General features: G+C 74.1%; 25 protein-coding genes and 1 tRNA gene. 13 read left to right on the top strand and 13 right to left on the bottom strand.

The window, feature by feature from the left end; translation table 11 throughout:
• Positions 1–134: 134 nt before the first annotated feature.
• A complete protein-coding gene (locus MKL01_RS02575; RefSeq protein ID WP_243903671.1) occupies positions 135–2396 on the top strand; it encodes a cyclic nucleotide-binding domain-containing protein in 2262 nt (753 codons plus the stop codon).
• A gap of 19 nt (positions 2397–2415) precedes the next feature.
• Here MKL01_RS02575 and MKL01_RS02570 read toward each other — a convergent pair whose 3' ends face one another.
• Positions 2416–2811 carry a DUF3307 domain-containing protein gene (locus MKL01_RS02570; RefSeq protein ID WP_243903670.1) on the bottom strand — a complete coding sequence of 132 codons (396 nt, stop codon included), beginning with the start codon at positions 2809–2811 and terminating at the stop codon, positions 2416–2418.
• A gap of 320 nt (positions 2812–3131) precedes the next feature.
• Between MKL01_RS02570 and MKL01_RS02565 the strand changes: the two genes are divergently transcribed.
• Positions 3132–3269, top strand: coding sequence for a hypothetical protein (locus tag MKL01_RS02565; protein WP_243903669.1), 138 nt, complete (start codon positions 3132–3134; stop codon positions 3267–3269).
• A 2-nt stretch (positions 3270–3271) separates the two neighbouring features.
• The gene (locus tag MKL01_RS02560) at positions 3272–4057 is read left to right on the top strand and encodes a GNAT family N-acetyltransferase (RefSeq protein WP_243903668.1); all 786 of its coding nucleotides are present in this window, start codon (positions 3272–3274) and stop codon (positions 4055–4057) included.
• Positions 4058–4069: 12 nt separating this feature from the next.
• On the opposite strand, the gene MKL01_RS02555 is transcribed toward MKL01_RS02560, so the two are convergent.
• Both MKL01_RS02555 and MKL01_RS02550 read right to left on the bottom strand, forming a co-directional pair.
• Entirely contained in the window at positions 4070–4378 is a 309-nt protein-coding gene (locus MKL01_RS02555) for a hypothetical protein (RefSeq protein ID WP_243903667.1), read from the bottom strand.
• Positions 4375–5115, bottom strand: coding sequence for an SGNH/GDSL hydrolase family protein (locus MKL01_RS02550; protein ID WP_243903666.1), 741 nt, complete (start codon positions 5113–5115; stop codon positions 4375–4377). Before MKL01_RS02550 ends, MKL01_RS02555 begins: the two co-directional genes overlap by 4 nt.
• Before the next feature lie 346 nt (positions 5116–5461).
• Between MKL01_RS02550 and MKL01_RS02545 the strand changes: the two genes are divergently transcribed.
• Positions 5462–6226 (top strand): 3-hydroxyacyl-CoA dehydrogenase, encoded by a 765-nt coding sequence (locus MKL01_RS02545; RefSeq protein WP_243903665.1) that lies wholly within the window; start codon positions 5462–5464, stop codon positions 6224–6226.
• Positions 6227–6233: 7 nt separating this feature from the next.
• Here MKL01_RS02545 and MKL01_RS02540 read toward each other — a convergent pair whose 3' ends face one another.
• On the bottom strand, positions 6234–6482 hold the full coding sequence (locus MKL01_RS02540) for a hypothetical protein (protein WP_243903664.1): 249 nt from the start codon (positions 6480–6482) through the stop codon (positions 6234–6236).
• A gap of 165 nt (positions 6483–6647) precedes the next feature.
• Here MKL01_RS02540 and MKL01_RS02535 point away from each other — a divergent pair, with 165 nt between their 5' ends.
• The 3 genes from MKL01_RS02535 to MKL01_RS02525 all read left to right on the top strand — a co-directional run bounded on the left by MKL01_RS02535 (position 6648) and on the right by MKL01_RS02525 (position 10268).
• Positions 6648–7217 (top strand): PepSY domain-containing protein, encoded by a 570-nt coding sequence (locus MKL01_RS02535; RefSeq protein WP_243903663.1) that lies wholly within the window; start codon positions 6648–6650, stop codon positions 7215–7217.
• Between the two features lie 361 nt (positions 7218–7578).
• Positions 7579–7863, top strand: coding sequence for a BrnA antitoxin family protein (locus MKL01_RS02530; protein WP_243903662.1), 285 nt, complete (start codon positions 7579–7581; stop codon positions 7861–7863).
• A gap of 113 nt (positions 7864–7976) precedes the next feature.
• Complete coding sequence (locus MKL01_RS02525) at positions 7977–10268, top strand: xanthine dehydrogenase family protein molybdopterin-binding subunit (RefSeq protein WP_243903661.1); 2292 nt, start codon at positions 7977–7979, stop codon at positions 10266–10268.
• Positions 10269–10327: 59 nt separating this feature from the next.
• On the opposite strand, the gene MKL01_RS02520 is transcribed toward MKL01_RS02525, so the two are convergent.
• The 6 genes from MKL01_RS02520 to MKL01_RS02495 all read right to left on the bottom strand — a co-directional run bounded on the left by MKL01_RS02520 (position 10328) and on the right by MKL01_RS02495 (position 16938).
• Positions 10328–11464: an aldo/keto reductase gene (locus MKL01_RS02520; protein ID WP_243903660.1), complete on the bottom strand. Its 1137-nt coding sequence runs from the start codon at positions 11462–11464 to the stop codon at positions 10328–10330.
• 49 nt (positions 11465–11513) lie between these two features.
• Entirely contained in the window at positions 11514–12194 is a 681-nt protein-coding gene (larB, locus tag MKL01_RS02515) for a nickel pincer cofactor biosynthesis protein LarB (RefSeq protein WP_243903659.1), read from the bottom strand.
• On the bottom strand, positions 12191–13009 hold the full coding sequence (locus MKL01_RS02510) for an adenine nucleotide alpha hydrolase (RefSeq protein WP_243903658.1): 819 nt from the start codon (positions 13007–13009) through the stop codon (positions 12191–12193). Before MKL01_RS02510 ends, larB begins: the two co-directional genes overlap by 4 nt.
• Positions 13006–14319 (bottom strand): LarC family nickel insertion protein, encoded by a 1314-nt coding sequence (locus MKL01_RS02505; RefSeq protein WP_243903657.1) that lies wholly within the window; start codon positions 14317–14319, stop codon positions 13006–13008. The genes MKL01_RS02510 and MKL01_RS02505 overlap by 4 nt, the downstream gene beginning before the upstream one ends.
• Before the next feature lie 122 nt (positions 14320–14441).
• On the bottom strand, positions 14442–15152 hold the full coding sequence (locus MKL01_RS02500; protein WP_243903656.1) for a Crp/Fnr family transcriptional regulator: 711 nt from the start codon (positions 15150–15152) through the stop codon (positions 14442–14444).
• Between the two features lie 616 nt (positions 15153–15768).
• On the bottom strand, positions 15769–16938 hold the full coding sequence (locus MKL01_RS02495; RefSeq protein ID WP_243903655.1) for a YihY/virulence factor BrkB family protein: 1170 nt from the start codon (positions 16936–16938) through the stop codon (positions 15769–15771).
• 291 nt (positions 16939–17229) lie between these two features.
• On the opposite strand from MKL01_RS02495, the gene MKL01_RS02490 reads away from it, so the two are divergent.
• Complete coding sequence (locus tag MKL01_RS02490) at positions 17230–17991, top strand: sigma-70 family RNA polymerase sigma factor (RefSeq protein WP_243903654.1); 762 nt, start codon at positions 17230–17232, stop codon at positions 17989–17991.
• A 296-nt stretch (positions 17992–18287) separates the two neighbouring features.
• Here MKL01_RS02490 and MKL01_RS02485 read toward each other — a convergent pair whose 3' ends face one another.
• From MKL01_RS02485 to MKL01_RS02475, 3 genes are all read right to left on the bottom strand, one after another.
• The gene (locus MKL01_RS02485) at positions 18288–18536 is read right to left on the bottom strand and encodes a NepR family anti-sigma factor (RefSeq protein WP_243903653.1); all 249 of its coding nucleotides are present in this window, start codon (positions 18534–18536) and stop codon (positions 18288–18290) included.
• A 59-nt stretch (positions 18537–18595) separates the two neighbouring features.
• On the bottom strand, positions 18596–18892 hold the full coding sequence (locus MKL01_RS02480; protein ID WP_243903652.1) for a hypothetical protein: 297 nt from the start codon (positions 18890–18892) through the stop codon (positions 18596–18598).
• 207 nt (positions 18893–19099) lie between these two features.
• Positions 19100–19657 carry a metallophosphoesterase gene (locus MKL01_RS02475; protein WP_243903692.1) on the bottom strand — a complete coding sequence of 186 codons (558 nt, stop codon included), beginning with the start codon at positions 19655–19657 and terminating at the stop codon, positions 19100–19102.
• A 264-nt stretch (positions 19658–19921) separates the two neighbouring features.
• Between MKL01_RS02475 and MKL01_RS02470 the strand changes: the two genes are divergently transcribed.
• From MKL01_RS02470 to MKL01_RS35600, 5 genes are all read left to right on the top strand, one after another.
• Positions 19922–20590, top strand: coding sequence for a DNA-3-methyladenine glycosylase 2 family protein (locus MKL01_RS02470; protein WP_243903651.1), 669 nt, complete (start codon positions 19922–19924; stop codon positions 20588–20590).
• Between the two features lie 37 nt (positions 20591–20627).
• Positions 20628–20703 (top strand) — tRNA-Ile (locus MKL01_RS02465).
• Positions 20704–20875: 172 nt separating this feature from the next.
• Positions 20876–22006: an acyltransferase family protein gene (locus tag MKL01_RS02460; RefSeq protein WP_243903650.1), complete on the top strand. Its 1131-nt coding sequence runs from the start codon at positions 20876–20878 to the stop codon at positions 22004–22006.
• Positions 22007–22100: 94 nt separating this feature from the next.
• Positions 22101–22313, top strand: a complete 213-nt coding sequence (locus MKL01_RS02455; RefSeq protein ID WP_243903649.1) for a molybdopterin-binding protein — start codon at positions 22101–22103, stop codon at positions 22311–22313.
• Positions 22314–22405: 92 nt separating this feature from the next.
• A complete protein-coding gene (locus MKL01_RS35600) occupies positions 22406–22531 on the top strand; it encodes a hypothetical protein (RefSeq protein WP_279604365.1) in 126 nt (41 codons plus the stop codon).
• Positions 22532–22729 lie beyond the last annotated feature (198 nt).

The raw sequence follows: 22729 nt of genomic DNA, 5'->3' as shown, positions 1-22729 counted from the left end.
TTGCGCGTGCGGCCGCGATCGCCGGGCGCTAATCAGTCCCGCGTGAATCCGGTGCTTCGCCTGAACCTCGCGCGACCGTCGAGCGCGTGCGGTCACGGCCTGTGCCGGCCCTTCGAGACCGGGATCCCACACCGATGACCACCGCCGATCGATCATCCGCCGGGGGCGGGGGGAGGCTCGGGGATGCGGCGGGCGCGGCGACCCTGCGCCTGTCGCGCACCGTCGTGGCCGCCGCGGTGGCCACGATGATGATCGTCGTCGATCTCATCAGCTTCTCGCAGCTCATCTTCTCGGGACCGCTCGCGGAGAGCCGGGCCGCCGGGGTGTCGGCGATGCTGACGGCCTACCTGGCCGGCAGCCTGGTCTTTCTCGCGCTCCGGCGGACGGTGGTGATCTCGCTGTCCTTCTTCGGCGCCGCGGCGATCGTGCAGGCGGCGATCGCCGCGGCGGTCGCCGAGCAGCTGCGCGCGGCGGGCGTGACCGATCCGGACTCGGTCGGCCGGATCGTCCTCGTCGCCTGCGGCCTGTCGACCCTGATCACCGGCCTCGTCTTCGCGCTGCTCGGCACCCTGCGCGCCTCGCTGCTGGCGCAGCTGCTGCCGCTCCCGGTCCTGACCGGGTTCCTCGCCGGCGTCGGCCTCCTGCTCCTGCGCAGCGGCGTGCAGATCGGCGCGCAGCTGTCCGATCCGCTCGCCACGCTGCTCGGCGCCCTCGGGCCGGCCGGCGCCGATCCGGGCCCTGTCGATCCCGGGGCGCTCGGGCGCGTCGGCCTGACGCTCTGCATCGGGGTCTGCGCCTTCGCCCTGCCCCGGCGCCTCCCGCACTGGGCGACCTACCCGGCCGTCATCCTCTCGAGCCTCCTCGTGGTGCATCTCGGCCTCGCCTGGCACGGCGTCGACAGGGCCGCCGCGCAGGCCGCCGGATGGCTGATCGACCCGCTGCCGACGGGTTCCCTGTTCCAGGCGCCGGCGATCGGCAGCCTCGCGGCCCTCGACCCGGCCCTGCTCGTGCCGATCCTGCCCAAGATCGTGACCTACGTGGTCGTCGCGGTCATCGTCCAGATCCTCTACGTCGTCACCGCGGAGCTGGACCTGCGGCGCGAATTCGACGTCGACCGGGTCTTCGTGGCGTCGGGCTGGGCCAACCTGGTCGGCAGCCTGTTCGGCAGTCCCGTGATGGGCTTCGACCGGACCTCGACGCTGCTGCTGCACAACATCGGCGGCGGCCGCTGGCTGGGGCGGTGGCTCACCCTCGCGGTGATGGCGGCCCTGCTGGCCTTCGGTGCCGGGATCCTCGCGCTCCTGCCGCGCCCGCTCGCCGGGGGCGCCCTGGTCGCCATCGGCATCGGCCACCTGACCAACCTCGCGCTGGCCAGCCGGACGCTCCTGCGGTGGGAGCTCGTCATCGCGCTGGCGGTGTGCGCGGCCACCGCGCTGCTCGGCGCCCCCGTCGGCTGCCTGGTCGGCATCGTGCTGGCGATGCTGATCTTCGCCGTCCAGTACGCGCGGATCCCGGCGCTGCGCCGGGCGCTCACCGGAACGGAGCGGCGCAGCAGCGTGATCCGCGCCCCCGACACGGCCGAGCGGCTGCGCGCGGCCGGGACCCGGACCCGGATCTACAGCCTGCAGGGCTACCTGTTCTTCCTCAACGCGCAGGCGATCTACCGCCGGGCCGCCGCCGAGGCCCCGGACCTGCGCGTGCTCATCCTGGACTTCCGCGACTGCGTCGGGCTCGACAGCTCGGCGCTCGTGGCGTTCCGCAAGATCGGACAGCGCGCCGAGCAGTGCGGCTTCGACCTGCTGCTCGTCCATCTCGGTCCGACGGCGCTGCGCCAGGTCGAGCGCGGGCGCCTCGCCGCCAACGCCCGGATCCGGATCCTCGACACCCTGGACGCCGCCCTGCGCGAGGCCGAGGCGACGCTCCTGGCGGAGACCGGGACCGCCGGGGAGGAGGAGGTCGCGCCCTTCGCCCGGCACATGGCGGACCGGCTGGGCTGCGCGTTCGGGGCGGCCGACTGCGCGCCCTATCTCGCCGTGCGCGAACTCGCCCCCGGGGAGGCGCTGATGCGCCAGGGCGAGGCGGCCGACGCCCTCTACTTCCTCGAGCGGGGGCTGGTCTCCATCGAGATGGCGTTGCCCGGCCGTCCCAGCCTGCGCCTGCGCACCACCACCGCGGGCACGGTCATCGGCGAGATCGCCCTGGTGCAGGGCGGGCGGCGCACCGCGACGGCGGTGGCCGAGAGCGCCTGCCGGGTGGTCGGCATCGACCGCGCCGCCCTCGCCCGCATGGAGCGCGAGCGCCCGGACCTCGCGCTGACCTTCCAGCGCTTCCTGATCCTCGAACTCGCCGGCAAGGTCGTCGACACGAACCGTCTGCTCGAGGTCGAGCTGCAGTGACGGCCCTCGGCGGCCGGGATCAGGCCGCCGCCAGCACCAGGGCGAGCCCGATATGGGTCACCTGATGCAGGAACTGATCGACCCCGATCAGCCACCAGAACCGGGCATCCGTGGTGGGGAAATGGGTGCGCTGGCCGACCAGCGCCTTGCCGCGGTCGATCACCGAGTGGATCGCGAAATCGGCCAGGGCGAGCCACCACAGGGCCGGCGCGACCATCAGGGCGATCAGCAGCGTGCCGAGCCCGTGCAGGCTTGTGTGGGCGCAGAGCGGGGCGAGCCACGCGGAGGCGCGCTCCTTGCCTTGCGCCATCCAGCTGCTCTGCAGCAGGAAATCCGCCCCGAGCTGCTTCACCGCGAAGGCCACGAGGATCAGCGCGAAGGCTCCGACCGGGACAGGCGTGTCGAAGGACGGCATCGCGGCGCGGGCTCTCCTGTCCGCCCGTCCGCGCGCGCGACGGTCGGACCCGTCGCGCGAGCCGAATCGGGATGTGCCCAGCATACACGCCAGCCCAGGCCCTGGCTTGCCTCGGGCTGCCGGTGCGGCGCAGGCGCAGGCCGCCGGCGCGGCATATCCGCGCCCGTCGTGCCGCCGAATTTCCGGGATCGTCCGACAAAAATGGCACCCGGAACGGTCGTATTCTAATTTTAATCTTTCTAATTCTTGAACATAGAGATTGTTGATCAGTCATCACCCGTGATAGCCGCAGTCTCTGCACGGATTTCGCGAGCACGACGGTGGCGGTTCTCAAGGGCGGCCTGAGCGGCATCGTCGCGGCGGTCGGGCGGGCTCGCACCGAGGACGCGGGGCCCCGTAACATCGCCGCGCCACCGCTGGCCGGGGAGGGGGCCCGGGCTCCCGGGACCGCCGCCTGACCATGCGGAACCCCGACCGGGCCTTCGAGACCCTGCGCGACCTCCACGTGGCGGCGCTGACCGGCTCCCTGATCGACGGCGTCGCGCACGGACCCGGCGGTGCGGGCTACGTCTGGTCGCGGGGCATCCCGGACCCGACCCTGAACTTCGCCTACGGGGTGCGGCGGCCCGACCAGTTCGCCTGGGCGGGGGCGGCGGCGCTGGGGCGCGCCCGGGCGCCCGCCTTCCTGGCCCGGGATGCCGCGGAGGTCGCGCTGCTGCGGGGCTTGTTCGAGCCCGCGATCCTCGACCCGGTGCGCTGGATGGTGGCGCGGCCGCTGCCGGCACCGTCCCGGCCGGACGTCGCGATCACCGTGCGGGCCGCGCCCGCGCCGGGTCCGGACTTCGAGGGCGTCTTCGCCAACCTGTCGGACGACCCGGCCGTGCGGACGCACCTGCGGCGCACCTACCTGCCGGCCCTGCGGGGGGCGCGGGGCCGGACCGGTGTCACGGCATTCCACCTCGTCCTGCGCGACGCCACCGGCCCGGCGGCCTGCGGGAGCCTCTACCTGCGCGGCGACACGGCCGCGCTCTACAACGTCGGCACCCGGGCCGACCGGCAGCGCCGGGGCCTCGGCACCGCGGTGACGATCGCGGCCCTGCGCGCGGCGCAGGCGCGCGGGGCGGGCCAGGTCTTCTGTCAGGTCTTCCTGCATCGCCCGGCGGGCGCCGCCCTCGCGGCGCTCTGTGCCCGCACCGGCTTCCGGACGGTCTGCGCGCCGACGCTGCTGTGCACGAGCCCCTCCTGATCGGGCGCTCCCTCAGAAAGCCTCCTCGCCGTACCCGTAGGGCGTGAGATGGAAGACGAACCCGATCTCGGCCTCCCGGTCGCGCAGCGCCAGGGCGCTGGCCGGCCCGGTCACGATCGTGCCGGCGCCCACCGCCCGGGCGGCATACCGGCCGCCCGGTTCCAGGGTCGCCAGGGCCGCGAGGGCGTGCCGCGCCGCCCGGGGGCATCGGGCGCCGTTCTCGTCGAGCCAGAGCGTCGCGTCCGTCGGCCAGGTGCGCAGGGGGAGGGGCCGCCCGAGGCGCGGCTCCGGGCGGACGGCCAGGGGCGCGCGGATCCTCACCGGCGGCCGATCCAGGCGGCGCGCAGAACCCGCAAGGGCTCCGCCGGGCGCGGGGCGGGCGGCCGGCGCGGCGGGCGGGCCCCCGGCTCCGCGTCGAGCGCCACCAGTCGGACGATGGCCGCGGCCAGGGGCGCGTAGTCGGCCAGATGCACGCCGTCCCGGTGGAGACCCGGGCCGGCGAGCCCCCCGGCGCCGTCGCGCCACGCGGCGAACGGGTCGACGTAGCGGTGGCCCCGCTCGGCGCAGAGTCCCGCGAGGCGTTCCGAGAAGGCCGCGACGGCGGCCGGATCCCGTCCCGTCGCCCGGGCGCCGATCGGCGGGAGCGCGCTGACGAAGACCTGCGCCGAGCGATCCTCCAGGATCCGCAGGATGCGCCGGGCATCGGCCTCGAACCGGTCGACGGCCCGTTGCCGCTCCGGATGCCGCCAGCGCTGGATGTCGTTGGTGCCGATGATCAGCACGGACGCCGCGCAGCGGACCGGAACCCGAAACCCCGCGAGATGGCGGGCGCAATCGGCCGCGAGGCTGCCGCCGACGGCGAGGTTGATGCAGGGCCGGCCGCCGAAATCCGGCGTCCCGAGGAACTCCGCGTGGGAATTGCCCGCCAGCAGCACGCTGTCCGGCCCGGCGACGCGCAGCGCCGCGCGGATCCCGGGGCGCCGCTCCGCGAGGCGCCGCCCGACGATGCGCCCGTGCCGCCAGCGCCGCGCGGCGGTCTCGATCCAGAAGGCGCACATGGCGGTCCCATCGGACGTGGGGGATCGACCGCTCCCGGAGGGCCGGGATCGGGCGGGCGACGGATGTCGTGGAGGTCGGACGCGCGAACGCGCGGCCTCGACCGGTCATCGGCGGCGGACCGTCGTTCCGGTGCGGTAGCGAAGCATCGGCGGGACGGGGAACGACCCTCCGCGGCTTTGAACCCTGGCGACGATCATTATGTGGGAAAAATTCACACGTCAAGGGCGAGGGCGCCGGATCGGATCGCGCCGGGCGGGGGCGGCTTCCAGCCTTCCCGGTCCCGCGCTACGTGGCGGGCCGGGATCGGGACGCGCCGTCGTCCGCCCGGCCGGACGGGGAACCAGGATGATCAGGGATCGCGTCTACATCGTCACCGGCGCGGGATCCGGCCTCGGGGAGGCGGCGGCGCGCGGCCTCGTCACGGCGGGCGCCCGGGTGGTCGTGGCCGACATCGCCCGGGAGGCCGGCACCCGGGTCGCGGCGGATCTCGGCGCCCGGGCGCGCTTCGTGGCGACCGACGTCACGTGCGAGGCGGACGGGCAGGCGGCGATCGCGACGGCCCTCGAGGCGTTCGGGCACCTGCACGGGCTCGTGAACTGCGCCGGGATCGCCCCGGGCGAGAAGGTGGTCGGCCGCGACGGTCCGCACCGGCTCGAGACCTTCGCGCGGGCGGTCTCGGTCAACCTCGTGGGCACCTTCAACATGATCCGGCTGGCGGCCGAGGCGATCGCCCGGGAGTCGCCGGACGCGGCGGGGGCCCGGGGCGTGATCGTCAACACCGCCTCGATCGCCGCGTTCGACGGGCAGATCGGGCAGGCCGCCTACGCGGCCTCGAAGGGCGGGGTCGTCTCCATGACCCTGCCGATCGCCCGGGAACTCGCCCGGCACGGCATCCGGGTCGTCACCGTCGCGCCGGGTATCTTCGAGACGCCCATGATGGCGGCGATGCCGCAGGACGTGCAGGACGCGCTGGGCCGTTCCGTGCCGTTCCCGCCGCGGCTCGGCCGCCCGTCCGAATACGCCGACCTCGTCCGGCACATCTGCGAGAACCCGATGCTCAACGGCGAGACGATCCGGCTCGACGGGGCGCTGCGGATGCCGCCCCGCTGAGGGCGCGTCAGCCGATCGACACGCTGGTCAGGACCTCGGCGGCCCGGCGCACCTCGGCGGCGATCATCTCCTCGCTCGGCCCGTCGATCGGCATGTCGGCGAGGATCGCCGCCACGTCGCGCTTCACGTCCTCGCGGATCTCCGGGTTCTCCTCGGACAGCCGCCCGATCAGGACGCCGAGCACGATCTCGAGCGCGGACAGCTTGGCGTGCAGGCGCGTGAACTCGTCCAGCGGCTCGGGCTCGTTCGCGGTCATGGCCTGCTCCGTCGCGGGTGGGTCGGCCTCTCATACAGACGGGGCGGCCGGTCGTCTCGCCGGACGGGCGGCGGGGGCGGCGGGTTTTCCCCTGCGGCCGGCAACCGTCGTCCGGGTCCGGCGTTTCACGCTCCCGTGAACGAACCCGCAAAGGGATAGCCCGCCATGATCACCCGTCTCACCGCCGCGGCCGGCCTGCTGGCCTTCTCCGCGAGCCTGGCCCTCGCCCAGACCGCCACGACGACGCCCGCCGAGCCGGCCAGCAAGGCGGACAGCAGCATGAAGGAATGGCAGGTCGCCAAGGTCGCCAAGGTCGGCCTCGCCCAGGCGCTCACCACCGCGGAGGCCCAGGGCGACGAGAAGGGCGGCCGCGCCATCGACGCCGATTTCGAGAAGGCCGGCAGCAAGGACCCGGCCCATTACGCGATCAAGGTCGTCTACCCGAGCGGCAAGCTCGTGGAATACGGCATCAACGCCGACACGGGCGCGCTGTACAAGACCGAGAACCAGCCGATCGAGCGCTACTTCACCCGGCTGAAGGCCTCCGATTTCCAGAACGCCAAGACCTCCCTGAAGGACGCGCTCGCCATCGCCGAGCAGAAGGCCGGCGGCGGCAAGGCCTACGAGGCCGAGGTCGAGAAGGACGGCTCCGCGGTCCAGTACGAGATCAAGGTGGCCGGCGCCGACAAGGACCAGAAGGTCAAGGTCGGCCCGGACGGGAAGGTCCTGAACTGAGCCGATCCCGGCCGCGACGGTGGACGCCGTCGCGGCCGGCCGTGCGAAGCCTCGTATTTTCGTACGTACATTTATTGCGGGTCGCCCGGAGAGCGCCTACAAGGCTTCCGTGCCGATCACCTTCGACCCGGCGAAGAGCCGCAGGAACGCCGCAGCGCGCGGCATGCCCTTCGAGATGGCCGAGGGGGTTCGATTTCGACACGGCCCTGGTCCGACAGGACAGCCGATTTCCCTAGCCGGAGCGCCGCTTCCAGGCGATCGGCCTGATCGGCCACCGCACCGCCATGCTGGTCTTTACGCCGACCGCGGACGGCTTCCGCGGGATCTCCCTCCGCCCCGCTCACCGCAAGGAACGCGCGCTATGGCTCGCAAGCCGCCCGTGACCGATCCGGACGCCCCCGTCCTCACGGAGGCCGAGTTGCGGGAGATGCGCCCGGCGCGTGCCGTCCTGACCGCGGAGGAATTCGCCGCCGTCTCCTCCGTCCGCAGGGCGGGACGCCCCGCCGCCCCCAGCCCGAAGGTGCCGGTGACGATCCGGCTCGATTCCGCCACGGTGGACGCCTTCAAGGCGACGGGCCGGGGTTGGCAGACCCGGGTGAACGCGATCCTGGCCGAGGCCGTGAAGACGGGCCGGCACGACGGGTAGGGCAGCCCCCGCTGCATCCTGTCGCCCCATCGCCCATCCGGGGAGCCGAACCGTCCCCTCGGCAATTCCCTCCGTGCGAGGCGGCCCGGACGGCCGCGGACGGGGAGGGCGGCATGGACGCGGGCGCACAGGACACCGACGGCCGTCTCGGCCGGCCCCACACCCGGGTCGAGGGCCCCGACAAGGTCACCGGCCGGGCCCTCTACAGCTCCGACCTGACCGGTCCCGACAGGGACACGGCCCATGCCGCCCTGGTGACCAGCGCCATCGCCCGCGGCCGGATCACCGGGTTCGACCTCGCCGCCGCCGGGCGGGTGCCAGGCCTTCTGGGGATCTTCACCCACCGCGACTTCGCGGGGGCGGTGGCGCCGGTGAAGCACCTGATGGCCGGCGGCTACGCCAACAGCGCGCACCGGCCGCTCGATTCCGACGCGGTCGCGTATGCCGGCCAGATCGTCGCGCTGGTGGTGGCCGAGACCCGGGAGGCCGCCGAGGCCGCGGCCGGCGCGGTCCGGGTCTCCTACGCGTCCGAGCCCGCCGCCGGGGGCTTCGACGCCCCGGGCGCCGAGACCGTGGGGCTCGCCGTTCTCAAGCCCCAGCACGAGGACATCGCCCGGGGCGACGCCGAGGCCGGGCTGCGGGAGGCTGCCGTGCGGGTCGACGCGCAGTACGAGACCCCGGTCCAGCACCACAACCCGATCGAGCTGTTCACCACCCGGGCGGCCTGGGACGGCGACAGGCTCACCGTGCACGAGCCGACCCGCTACGTCGGCGCCGTGCAGCACGGCCTCGCGGCCCAGCTCGGCCTGGATCCCGACAGGGTGCGGGTGGTGGCCGGCCTGATCGGCGGCCATTTCGGCTCGAAATTCGCGCTGTCGCAGCACACGGCGCTGGTCGCCCTGGCGGCCAAGCGCCTCGGCCGGCCGGTCTCCCTGGTGCCGAGCCGGCGGCAGGGCTTCACCATCGCCAATTACCGGCCGGAATCGCGCCACCGCCTCCGGCTCGGCGCCGACCGGACGGGCCGGTTCACCGCCCTGGTGCACGAGGCCGAGACCGTGACGTCGCGGTTCGACCCCTTCGTCATGGAGGGCGCCGAGGTCTCGGCGAGCCTCTATGCCTGCCCGAACATCCGGACCGAGGAGCGGGCCGTGCGCGTCGACCGCAACACGCCGGGGCCGATGCGGGCGCCCCCGGAGGTGCCGTTCCTGTTCGCCCTGGAGAGCGCCGTCGACGAGATGGCCGTCGCGCTGACCATGGACCCGATCGCCCTGCGCCGGCTCAACGACACGGCGGTCGATCCGGTCTCGGGAAAACCGTTCTCGACCCGGCCGCTGATGGCCTGCTTCGACGCGGGGGCGCGGGCCTTCGGCTGGTCGCGCCGGGTGCCGCGCCCGGGTTCGATGCGCGACGCAACAGTGCGTGACGGACCCTGGCGGGTGGGCCTGGGCTGCGCGACCTCGGTGCGGCCGGCCAAGATCGCCGCCGCGACGATGCGGGTCCGGCTCGGCCCGGACGGCGCCGCGGAGGTGTCCTGCGCGCACCACGAGATCGGCAACGGCATCACGACGCTTCTGGCGCTCGGCACGGCCGACGGGCTCGGGGTGCCGGTGGAGCGGGTGACGGTCCGGCTCGGCGACACCGCCCTGCCGGCGGCCGGCATCTCCGGCGGATCGAGCACGACCACCAGCCTGATGAGCGCCCTGGCGCTGGGCTGCGGACAGATCCGCGATGCGCTGGCGCGGGCCGCGACCGGGCCGGGCGGCCGCCTCGCCGGACGGGATCCGGGCACCCTGCGCCTCGCAGGCGGACGGCTCGCGGCCCCGGACGGGACCAGGATCGCCCTCGCCGAGGCGGTCGGCCCAGCGGGCGTCGAGACGCTGGCCGAGTTCGTCCCCGTGGGCGGCGACCGGGAGACGGCCCTGGCCGGCCTGCGGCGGGGCCATATCGGGCTGGCCTTCGGCGGGGGCGGCCGGGCCTTGTCCTGGGGCTTCGGCGCGCAGTTCGCGGAAGTTCACGTCCATGCCGAGACCGGGGAGATCCGGGTGGCCCGGCTCACCGGCGCCTTCGCGGCGGGGCGGATCCTCAACCCGCTGACCGCGCGGAGCCAGCTCACGGGGGGGATGATCTGGGGCCTCGGCTCGGCGCTTCTGGAGGAGACGGTGGTCGACGGCGCCGCCTACCGCAACCCGGACCTCGCCGAGTACCTCGTGCCCACCGCGGCCGACGCGCCGGAGGTGGAGGCGCTGCTGGTGGACGACCCCGACGACCAAGTGGACGCGCTGGGCCTCAAGGGCCTGGGCGAGCTCGGGATCATCGGGGTGAACGCGGCCATCGCCAACGCCGTCCACCACGCCACGGGGCGTAGGATCCGGAGCCTGCCGATCCGGCTGGAGGACGTGGCGTAGAGGGCGCCGTCTCTCCCTCCCCCCTCCGCGGGGGAGGGAAAGCCGCACCCGCCCCGCCCTTACTCCATCGTCGGCGCGAGGGTCTTGACCCCCTGCACGTCCTCGCCCAGCCACGCGGCGTTCTTGGCGGTGCCGTCGAAGGTGGCGCTCGTCTTGAACAGCTCGTACTTGCCCTCCAGCGCGTAGGGCCTGGACCGCGCCAGCAGCTCGGCCACGGCGGCCTTGTCCATGGGCTTGAAGGTCTTCACCGCCTCGAAGGCCTGGTCGAGGTCGCGCTGGTTCTGGATGCCGGTGATCACCACCGAGACCGGCAGGTTCAGCGAGAAGTGCAGGTACTCGATCGGCTGGATCGGGGCGTCCGCCTTCAGGATCACCCCGTCGCCGAAGGTCTTCATGGCGAGCGGCGCGATGCCCTCGGCCACGAGGTGCGGCAGCACCAGATGGCCGAACGAGCGGAAATGCGCGTCCATCACGTTGAGCGGCATCTGGCAGGAATCGAAGTGGAAGCCCCGCTCCTGCGCCACCGCCAGCATCTGCAGGTGGATGCGCGGGTCCTTGTGGCCGGTGAAGCCGATATAGCGCAGCTTGCCGGCCTTCTTGGCCTCCAGGAAGCCCTCCATCGCCCCGCCCTCGGCGAAGACCCGGTCCGGGTCGTCGAAGCGCAGGATCTCGTGGTGCTGGACGAGGTCGATCCGGTCTGTGCGCAGGCGCAGCAGCGACTGGTCGATCTGCTTGAGCGCCTCCTCCTTGGTCCGCCCGTCCATCTTGGACATCAGGAAGACCTTGTCGCGGTAGCCGCCCTGCGCCAGCGCCGCGCCCATGCGCAGCTCCGAGCGGCCGTCGTTGTAGTCCCAGCAATTGTCCAGGAAGGTGATGCCGCGGTCGACGCCTTCGTGGATCAGCCGGGTCGCCTCGTCGTCCGTCACCGCGCTCTTGCCGAGGTGGAAGCCGCCCATGCCGATGGCCGAGATTTTTTCGGACGTTCGCCCGAACGAGCGGTAGAGCATCTCGCCCCGGCGCTCGCCGGGGTCGGTGACGAGGGGCAGGTCGGCCGGGTCCTGCGGGCGGGTGTTCGGCAGGGGGCTGGCGTTGGCGGGGGCGTTCACGGCCGCACCCGCGCTGCCGGCACCCGCGAGGCTCGATCCCGCAAGGCCTGCGCCGAGCGCGGCCCCCTGAAGGAAGCTGCGGCGTTCCATCGGCTGACTCCGTTCGAGAAGGTCGGGGTGGGTAACGGTTGGCGCCGGCTCATCGTTCGCGCGCCTCGGCGAGGCGTCCTGCCGCGTGGAGCAGGCGCAGGGCGGCGCAGGCGGCGCCGTAGCCGTTGTCGATGTTGACCACCGCGATGCCCGGCGCGCAGCTCGCCAGCACGGCGTCGAGGGCCGCACGCCCGCCCGCGGCGACGCCGTAGCCCACCGAGGTCGGCACCGCGATCACCGCGCCGGCCACGAGGCCGCCCACCACGCTCGGCAGCGCCGCGTCCATGCCGGCGGCGACGATCACCACCGGATGGGCCCGGATCTCGTCGAGCCGCGTGGTCAGCCGCCACAGGCCGGCGACGCCGACATCGGCGAACAGCGTCGCGGCCCGGCCGGCATAGGCGAGCGTCCGCAGGGCCTCGCGGGCGACGGGGACGTCCGAGGTGCCGGCCGCCACCACGGCGACCCGGGCCGGACCCGCGATCCGGGGCGCCGCGCCGAACACCGCCGTGCGCGAGACCGGGCAATAGTCGAGCCGCGCGGCCTCGCGGAGCCGGTCGCGCTTCTCCGGATCCAGGCGGGTGAGGAGGAGCGAGGCGCCCCGGGCCTGCGCGGCCTCCAGGATCGCGTCGATCTGCTCGGGCGACTTGCCGGCGCAGAAGATCGCCTCCTCCAGCCCGATCCGCTCGGGCCGGGCGAAGTCCAGGGTGAACTCGTCCGCGACGCTCACGGCCGGTCCCCCCGCCGATCGACCAGGAAGGCGCTGCCGACCCGGTAGGGCGCGAACCGGACGCCGCCGGCGAGACGCGGCGGCGCGAGGTCCCGGATGCCGGCCCCGAGGGCGGCGCGGCTGTCGGGGTCGAGGGCGGCGAGGCTCGCCGGATCGAGCTCCACCACCACGCCCTCGGCGCGCACCCGGCAGCGGACGGCCCGCATGGCGCCCCCCGTCTCCAGCGCCCCGCCGACCAGCCGCTCGACGGCGTGGATGAAACCCAGGGTCTCCGGCTCGATCGCGATACCGGTCTCGACCCGGCTCGACAGGCAGGGCGCCGCCGGCAGCTCCGCCACGGCGCCGAGGCCGAGGTCGCGGGCGAGGGCCCGGACCGCCGCCTTGTCGAACCCGGCCTCCACGTAGGGGTGGCGGACGCCGTGCTCCCGGGCGGCGTCGAGGCCGGGGCGGTACTCGCCGAGGTCGTCGCGGTTGGCGCCCGACAGGATCTGGCGGTCGGTCACCTGCCGGACCGCCCCGTACAGGTTGGTCTTGCAGAAGAAGCAGCGGTTGACCGGGTTCGCCCGGTAGGCCGGGTCGGCGAACTCGCCGGCCTCGATCACCCGCAGGGTCCAGCCCTCGCGGGCCCCCTCGGCGCGGACCCGCGCGGTCGCCTCGGCGGGCACCGCCGGCGAGACCGCGTGGACCACCAGGGTCGCGGCCGGCGCCAGCCGGTGGGCGAGGGTGGCGAGCGTGAGGCTGTCGACCCCGCCGCTCACCGCCACCGCGACGGGGCCGAGCCCCGCCAGGACGGATTCGAGAATCTGGCGCGTCACCGCTCCTCCTCCGGCCGCTGGTCCGGCCGCTGCTGAAGGGCGAGGCGCTCCGCCTCCCGGCGCACCTGCGCCCGGACGGCGTGGCCCGCATGGTCGCGGGCATCGTCGGCCTCGGCCTTGGCGCTGCGCCCCCCCGGCCGGTCCACGACCTTCACCCGGACCGGCCGGCCGCCGTGCTCCACCGTGCGCGACTCCCGGTCGAGCACCGCGCCCTCCACCCGGTGGTACCGCAGGCCGATCGTGGTGGTCTCCCGGAAGCAGGCCGTGATCGCCGCATCCAGGCTCTCCGGGCGCACCAGGGCCTGGATGTGGGCCATCATCCGGCCCTTCTTGCCGACGACCGGCGCCTGCACGACGTCGAGCATCCCGGGCTCGGCGCGCAGCCGGTCGAGCCCCATGGCGAGATCCTCGCCGGACTGGTCGTCGACCTCGAAGGCGATCACCGCGAGGTCCCGCCGGCCCGGCCGGGCCGCGGCTCCGTCCTCCAGCACGAGGGCGCGCAGGCAGTTGCTCAGGCCCGGCAGCACCTTCGTGCCGAAGCCGATGCCGGTGCGCGAGAGGATGCCCCGGGGGCGGGTCCGCCCGGGATCGTCGCCGCAGAGGTGGCGCAGGATCGCCGCGCCGGTGGGGGTGACGCGCTCGCCGGGCACGCCGTCGTCGAGGGTGGGGAACCCTTCCAGCAGCAGGGTCGTGGCGGGGGCCGGGACGGGGAGGGGGCCGTGCTGGGTCCGCACCCGGCCGGATCCCAGCGGCAGGGCGGAGACGCTCCAGCTCCGCACCTCCAGCGCGGCGATCAGGTGGGCGGCGGCCACGATGTCGGCGATCGAGTCGAAGGCCCCGACCTCGTGGAACGCCACCGCGTCGACCGGGATGCCGTGGACCCGGGCCTCCGCGTCGGCGAGGTGGCCGAAGATGGCGAGCGCGTGCGCCCGCACCGCCGGCGCGAGGTCGGCCGCCTCCAGCGCGGCGCGGATCTCCGACCAGGGCCGGTGGCCGGTGCGGTGATCGTGCGGGCGGGCATGATCGTGGGCCTGCCCGTGATCATGGGGCGCGTGGTGATCGTGGGGCGCGTGGGGATCGTGTTGGTGCCGGTGCGGCGCCGGCCCGGGCTCCGCGCCGGGCGCCGACACGGCGAAGCGCGCGCCGCTCAGGATCCCGTCGTTGTGCGCCTGCGCCGCGCAGGCGACGCGCGCGTCGACCGCCCGCACGCTCGCGCGCAGGCCGTCCAGGTGCTCGGGGAAGGCATCGAGCAGCGCGGCGGCGAACATGTCGCCGGCCACGCCGCCGAGGGCGTCGAGGTGGATATGCATCGTTTCTCGGTCGGCCCGTGCCGGAAGGGCGGTCCGGCTCAGATCGGCCGGCGCGGCCCCAAGACAAGGCTCGCGCCGCGCCCCAGGCGGCGACCCGGGCCGCGGCGTTTCGCCCGCCGCCCTCAGGCGAGCTGCAGGTAGGTCGGATCGAACAGCCCCCGCTCCATCAGCCCGTCCAGGTCGCGGATCGTCAGGAGCCGGCCGCGGAGGGTGACGAGGCCGCTGGTGCGCAGTTCCTTGAGGGTGCGGTTGATGTGCACGCTCGTCTGGCCGAGGGCGTCGGCGAGGTCCGGCTGCGTGACCGGCATCGGCACCGTGGCGCCGTCCGCGAGTCCGACCCGGGAAAGACGCAGGTGCAGCTCGCAGAACAGATGCGCCAGCCGCTCGATCGCCGAGCGCCGGCCGACGCTGGCGATCCACTCGCGGTGGATGGCCGTGGTGGCGAGCAGCTCCCGCCACAGGCATTCCTCGACCATCGGCCGGTCGCGGATCGCGTCGCCGATCTGATCCGGCGTGATGCGGGCGACGGTGACCGGGGTGAGCGCCCCGATGGCATGGTCGATGCGCACCCGGCGGAACGCGAAGGGGTCGCACAGGTCGCCGGGCAGGAGCAGCGCGACGATCGCCCGGCGCCCGTCCGGCAGCTGCTTGTACCGGCAGGCCCAGCCGTCGAGGATGAGATGCGCGTGGTACGGGTTGCTGTGCTGGCCCTCGATGTCCTGGCGGGCCGCCACGTGGCGGACGTGCTGGCGCGCGAGGCCGTCCAGCGTCGCGCGGTCCTCGGGCCCGAGCCGGACATGCCGCTCCATCTTGCGCACGAACGGGTTATCCACGTCCGCCTCCGGTCAAAGCGCGGCCGCGCCGACGCCGTGCGAGCCGGGTCGTCTCATGCGGCCCGCCCCGGGACCATCGGGGAACATGCGGTCCGGGCCGGATGCGGACGCGGCGCGGCCTCTTCGCCGGTCTTCGTCCGCAGGACGCCACGGCCAGCATTTTCCATGAAGTAGTGATGCACAGATATTTGTATTAGCCAAGGACCAGCGATCTTTCGAGCATCGAAATCCGGATGTGCTTGATCGGCTTGTGCCCAGACCGGGAAAACGCGCGCCAACCTGTGTTAAGTTGTCCGATCGAAGCGTTCGCGCGGGTTCGAGGCGCTCCGGATGGTCTCCGGGTCCGCGTCGCGGCCCGCGGTTGCTTGATCGCGCGCAGGAATGGACGGCGCGCGTCCTGTCGGCGCCACGCGGGCGTGCTGCAGCCCGACCCGCCTCGTCCCCCACTCCGACCCGCTCCCGATCAGGCCCGGGGGTCGGTCGCCCCGCGCCCGAGAGGGGCGACCCTCGGGGCAGCCGCGGGCACGGGATCCTGCCCCGCCTGCCGACCGGGCGACGATCCCGAAGCCGGACCGGGGGCGACGCGCGGGCCGGCGCCGCGCGACGCGCGATCCGGCTATTGCGCGGCGGCGCCGACCGTGTCGGCCATGCGCGCCCGGCGCGTGCCCAGCGGCTTCGGCTCGCCGACGGTCGTGTCCTCGGCGGTCTGGTGCTCCATCTCGGCGTTCAGCTGGGCGCCGGTCAGCACGATCATGGTCGACAGCCAGATCCAGGTCATGAAGCCGATCGCCGCGCCGAGCGAGCCGTAGGTCTTGTTGTAGCTGCCGAAATGGGCGACGTACCAGGAGAACAGCAGCGACGCGACGAGCCACAGCACGGCCGCCAGGGCGCCCCCGGGCGTGACCCAGCGCCAGCGCGGCGCGTCCCGGCTCGGGCCGTAGCGGTAGAGCAGCGCGAGACCGAGCAGCACCGCCACGAGCAGGGCCGGCCAGCGCAGCAGCGTCAGCCACCACGCATCCGTGCCGAGGCCGACGTAGGCGAGCACCACCGGCAGCACCACGACCGCGCCCAGCGCCAGGATCAGGAACAGCAGCGCCCCCGCGGTGAAGGCCAGGGAGACGAGGTTGAGCACGAAGACGTTGCGCGTCTCGCGCTCGTTGTAGACGAGGTTGAGCGCGTCGAAGACGTGCTTCACGCCCCCGTTGGCGCTCCACACCGACAGGGCGATGCCGAGCAGCAGGCTGAAGCCGAGCGTGGTGTTGCCCTGCTCGTTCAGCCGCTTGACCTGGTCGCCGACGATCTCGAGCGCCCCCTGCGGCAGGAGGCCCTGGAGGCTGGTGAGCTGCGCGTTGATGGTCGAGGCGTCGGCCACGAGGCCGTAGCAGGAGACCAGGGCCGCCACCGCGGGGAAGATCGCCAAGAGCGTGAAGAAGGTGACGCCGGCCGCGATCAGCGACAGGCGGTTCTCGCCGATGTCGTGATAGGCGCGCAGCGCGATGTCCTTCCAGCCCTTGGCGGGGATCTCGGCGGGTGTCGACGCGCGCCGCCCACGATCGGCCTGGGTCCGGGCGACGGCCTGGGCCTCGCCGCCGACGTGCGAGGGCGAGGGACGGCGCGCCCCATCCCGGTCGGACGCCGGCTCGGACGATCGCGGGGCCGGCCGGCCCGGCCGGCGGGGGAGGGCGACAAGGCCGATCAGCGCGGTGGCGAGGGCCAGCGTCCAGACCGTCGAAGCCTGTCCCTGCGGACCGGCTGGCTCGGTTCGGACTGGATCGGGGGCTGGCATCGGTGGACCTCGGCGCGGAGCGGAAGGCAGACGGACGGCCGTTCAGCGGTCTGCGCGCAGAACGTGGCAGGCAGACGCGGCCGGATGGCCGCGATCGGCATGGGAACGCCGCGGCGCCCGCAACGGTTCGCTGTAAAGTTGCAGCAAGTCGCGGCGATCCGGCGGGGCCCGGCCCCCGCGGCCGAGCCCGGTTCGGGCGCAGCGCTAACCCATGTTGCGGCATTGCCGCCCCGGGCGGCCCACAAACGGTGCGCGGGTGCGAACGGCCCGCGCGCCGACGACCGGACCTGAATGCCCGACACCGAAGGCCTCTCTCTCCTCGAACCCGTCGCGGACCTCGCAGAGGATCCGGGCGCCGATTCCCGGCACGGCCTGCCAAAGGCGGTGCGGGCCCATCTCGGCACCCTGCTCGGCCGCGTCTACGAGCAGATCGACCCGGCGCCCGGCACCGCCGCGACGCGCTTCGCCGACCTGCTGGCGCGCCTCGACGCCGCTCTCACGCGGGCCGAGGGCGGCCGGGACGCGGCGTTCCGGGCCGGCCTCCTGGAGGTGGTGCCGGCGCTGCATCGCTTCGCCGTGTCGCTGACCCGCGACCCGGCGGCGGCCGACGACCTCGTGCAGGATACGCTGCTGCGCGGCTGGCGCGGGCGCGGGGGCTTCACCCCCGGCACCAACCTGGAGGCGTGGCTGTTCACGATCCTGCGCAACGTGTTCTACAGCCAGCACCGCAAGCACGGCCGCGAGGTCGCCGACACCGACGGCAACCACGCCGAGCGGCTCACCAGCGTGCCCGAGCAGGGCGGTCACCTCGACCTCCAGGACGTGCGCGCCGCCCTCGACCGGCTCGCCCCCGTGATGCGGGAGGCGCTCGTCCTCGTGGCGATCGAGAACCTGAGCTACGAGGAGGCGGCGGCCGTGATGAACTGCCGGATCGGCACCGTGAAGAGCCGCGTCTGGCGCGCCCGCGAGCAGCTGGCGCGCATGCTCGGCTACAGCGGGTCCGAGATCGGCAACGACGGCGTGATGCTGTCGGTGACCAGCGCCACGGCCTGAACCGACGCGCGGTCAAGCCGCCCGGACCGGATCGGCCGGGAGGTCGGACAGGCCCGGATCCGCGGCCGACCCAAGCAGATTTGATGGCCCATCACCAGAATTCCGCATTTCGACTGCGGTATTCGGCGGGAAATTTGATGTAGGTGAAAGCGCCCGGGCTCGCGCTTGGGCGACATGAAGCGGGTTGGGTCGATCCGTCGGCTCGGCTCGGCTCCCGTCGGTGTGACATCCCCCCGATCCACCGGCGGGAGCTCCCGTCCGGCCCTCGCTCGGCCGGATGCGGGGGCGAAGGCCCCTCAGGTCGGAGCGCCGCTCGTCCGGTCCGCGTCGAGCTGCCGCAGCAGCTCCGCCAGCCGCGGATCCAGCGCCTCGTCGATCACCGGATCGTACAGCGCCCGCAATTGGCGGCCGAGGCGCTGGCGCGTCGGCCCGTCGAGAACCGGGCCGCTCGCGACGGGCATCACCCGCAGGGGGATGGCGGCGCCACCGCCGGTGGCTCGGGCATCGGGTCTCGGGGCGGCGCGCTGGCGTTCGGGTTGGGACATGCCCCTTACATCGGCCGTCACCCGCGCCGCGGCAACCACCCGGCCCGGCCGCGCCGCGCTCAGGCATCATCCTCGGGCGCGAACACCTCGCCCTTCTCGGCCAGGACGGTGTCGGCCTCGTCCCGGGCCAGGGCATCGCCGTCCGGATCGGCGCGGCCCGAAGCCCGGGCCAGGGCGCGCTCCCAGCCGGGCGGCGGGGTCTGCCCCTGTCCGGCGAGGATCGCCCCGGCCCGGCGGCAGACCTGCTCCCAGGCCTCCGGATCCATCACCGCGAAGGCGGTCCCGAGACCGAGTTCGGTCCCGGCGCGCGCCGCGGCCTCGGCCCATCCGGGCGGCACAGACGACGTGTCGGTCATGGCGGTACGGCCTCCCGCGGACTTCCCGGACGGTCACATAGGGCGCCCGCGCCGGACGGCCGCAGGAGGCCGGGCTAGCGGCGGCGTCCCGCGGCAGAACCCGCCGACGCTCCGAGCCGACGAGGCGTCGGACCGCCCCGGGGCCCCGGCATGCCCGCGATCCCGGGGCTGGCAACGTGTGACGCGTGGCCCGCCGGCGCAGGTCTGCTAGCGCAGGCCGTGCGCGGCGAGTTCCTCCGGGGCGAGGGTGGCCGCATCCTGGCGCGCCAGGATGGCGTCGAGCGGGATCGGGCGGTCGCCCCAGGCGTCGACGCCGACGTCGCAGGAGCGGGTGGTGTCGGGGAGCCAGCCGTGGCTGTGCCCGTAGAGGTGGCGCGTCTCCCGCCACAGGCCCGGCCAGGCCCGGTGCGCGTAGTGCGCCAGGAACAGGCGGTGCGCCCGGCCGCCCGCATCCGGGACCGAGAGGCGGGCGGTCTCCACAGGCGCCTCAGCCCAGGGCAGGTCCAGCACGCGGTTCGAATCGTGGTTGCCCCGGACGAGGCGCTTCGCGCCGTTCAGCCGGGCGAAGATCGCCGCGCAATGGGCGCGGCTCGCATGCGCGGCGAAGTCGCCGAGGTGCCAGACGACGTCCTCCGGGCCGACGACGGCGTTCCAGCCGGCGACGAGCGCCTCGTCATGGGCCGCGACGTCGCCGAACCGGGCCCGGCGGTGGCGGAGGATGTGCGGGTCGCCGAAATGGGTGTCCGCGGTGAAGAAGATCGCCATGCCGCCGAGACCCGCGCCCGAGATCACACCCTCGCGATACCGACGCGGCAGGCCGCGCGGTTCCGGAGCGAGGTGGTCCGGCCCGCGTCCGGAGCAAGGCCGCGCGGCATCCTGACTCCGGACCGCGCCGCACGCGCGCATCGTCCCGGACATCGGAACCGGGACGCGGCGCCCGGCTTTTGAACCGCGACGGGCCGATCCGAGAGCCGGCAGCCCCGTATCGGGACGGGCCCGGCGGCCTCCGGCGGCCCCGGGGCTCTGGCGATGATCGATCCCGAGATCCACGCGCATCTCCTGGACGCGGCCGGCGCGCACCCGGCCCTGCGGGACGCCCTCGTCCAGGCGGGGCCGATCGCCGTGGCGCCGCCGGTGCACACGCACGTCGCCGACCGGCTGTTCGTCGAGGTGGTCAACCAGCAGCTCTCCACCCGGGCCGCCGCGGCGATCTGGGCGCGGATCGAGGCCGCGGCCGCGGCGGACGGCTCCAGCCCGCGCGGCCTGTTCGAGACCGGCGACGCGGACCGGCTGCGGGCCTGCGGCGTCTCGGGCGCGAAGGTCCGCGCCCTCGGCGCGATCGTCGCCGCCGAGGCGGCGGGCCTGCTCGGCCCCGGCCTCGCCGGGCTGCCGCACCCCGAGCGCGCGGCGATCCTGTGCGGCATCCGCGGCGTCGGCCCCTGGACCGCCGACATGGTCGGCATCTTCCACTTCCGCGATCCCGACATCTGGCCCGCGGGCGACGTGGCGGCGGTGGGCTGCCTGCGCCGGCTCACCGGCCGCGCCGACACGCGCGCCGTGGCGGCCGCCTTCGCGCCGTACCGGTCGATCCTGGCGCGCTACCTCTGGCGGATCAAGGACGCCGCCCCCGTGCCGGCACCCGCCCGGGCGCCCGTCCCTCGGCCCCGGGGCGGGCGCGGGGCGGCGGAAACCGGGTGACGGGCGGCCGGGGATCGGCTATCCGTCGGCGCCTCCCGGGCCCGTAGCTCAATGGTTAGAGCCGGCCGCTCATAACGGTCTGGTTGCAGGTTCGAGTCCTGCCGGGCCCACCATCGGATCCCGCGGTCTCCCGGGGGCGATCCGTCCCGAGCGGGAGGTCGCCCGGCCAGTTCGCGTCGCAGGCTGCCGCGCCCCTGTCGATCCCGCCGCCTGACGGAGGCCGATACGCAAACTTAACGCCGCACCGCTTAGCGTCGCCGCCGGACGATGAGACCCTGTACGGCGATGGACGCGCAGCGCGAGATCAAATCCCTCACCGGGATCCGCGGTGTCGCCGCCTGCTTCGTGGTCGTCTACCACTATCTGGCCCTGGGCGCGGGATCGGGCCCGGCGGGCACCGTCCTCCGGCACGGGTATCTCGCGGTCGATCTGTTCTTCGTGCTGAGCGGATACGTCATGGCCCTGACGTATGGTCGGGACTTCCACGACCGCGTCGAGGCCGAGACCTTCGCCCGCTTCCTGACGCGCCGCCTCGCGCGCGTCTATCCGCTCTACATCGTCACCAGCCTGGCCTGCCTGATCCTCGCCTACGCGGATCCGCAGCCCCAGAGCCTGCTGCCGGACCTGTCCTGGCTGACCGTCGGATCGAACATCCTGCTCGTCCAGGCCTGGGGTATCGGCCACAGCATCAACGGACCCGGGTGGTCGATCAGCACGGAGTTCTTCGCCTACGCCCTGTTTCCCGGCCTGGTGTCGATCCTGATCGTCGGGCCCGCGCGCAGCGCCGCGGCGTTCGCCGTGCTCGGCGCCGCCGGGTTATGCGCCCTCGCCTCCGTCCCCGACGCCGCGGCCGGGCAGACCATCCGCTTCGGGCCGCTGGACCTCTACATGGGGGATACCGTCTTCCCCCTCGCGCGCTGCGGGATCGAGTTCTGCTTCGGGCTGCTCGCATGGCGGTTCATGACCGTCCCGCGTCTCCGGCGCCTCGCCGGCCGCAGGGGCGTGGGCGACGCGCTGGCCGTCGCGGCGCTCCTGCTCCTGGCGATCCCGAACACCGACGTGGTCCTGGTCCTCCTGTTCGTGCCGCTGATCATGGCGCTCGCGGCCGGCGCGAGCGTCGCGGCCCGGATCCTGGGATCGCGCCCGCTCCACGGGCTCGGCATCCTGTCGTACTCGATCTACCTGATCCACCGGCCGATCCTGGATCACCTGGAGCCGCCCGCGGTCCGGCTGTTCGAGGGCTGGCAGATGCCCCACCCCCACCTGCTCTCGGCGGTGATCCTGCTCCCCTGCACGGTCCTGCTCTCGATCCTGACCGTCCGCTGGGTCGAGGTGCCCGGCCGGCGCCTGGCCGGCGGCATCCGGTTCCGTCGGCGCATCCTGGCGCCCGCGGCGATTCCCGGACCGCGCCCCTGAGACGATCCGGTGGCCGCCCCGCCGCGTTGGACCCGGATGCCGGCGCCGCGTTAGGCCAGGGCGGCCGCGACGGTGGCGCGAGGAGGATCGATCCATGAAGCACGGCGCGCGCAACGATATCCCCGCTACGGTGACGGCGATCAAACGCGGGGATGTGATGGCCCAGGTCGAGGTCGAGCTGATCGGCACCGCCTACCGCATGGCCTCGGTGATGACCCGCGACTCGCTGGAGGCGCTGGGTCTCCAGGAGGGCGACACCGTCCACGTGCTCGCCAAGGCGGTGAACGTGCTGCTGGTGAAGCCGTAGAGGCGGCATACGGTCATCCGGCCGTCACGGGGACCGCCTAAGCGGCACGCACCCCCCTGCGACCCGATGTTGATCCGATGGACTGGTTTGACGTGTCTGAAGAGGTCCGCTCCCCGGCGGCCGAGGGAAGCCGGATGCGCCTCTACATCGCCGCCGGGCTGATCGGCTTCGGCGCGCTCGGCCTGGTCGGCGGCCTGCTGCACCTGCTCCCGGCCTGACGGCGGCCGCCGGGCCGGAGGCCGCCGGGCCGCCCCGTCAGGCGGCCTGGATGTCGAGCAGGAAGCCGTCGATGTCCTGCTTGACGGTGAGCGACTGCGTGGCGAGCGCGGCGGCGGCGTCGAGCAGCTGGGCGGCGGCGCTGCCGGTCTCCCCCGCCGCCGCCCGCACCCGGGCCACCGTGGCCGAGACGTCCTGCG

Source organism: Methylobacterium sp. J-070 (assembly GCF_022829385.1).
Taxonomy (GTDB): Bacteria; Pseudomonadota; Alphaproteobacteria; order Rhizobiales; family Beijerinckiaceae; genus Methylobacterium.
This window is presented reverse-complemented; position numbering and strand designations above follow the sequence as displayed.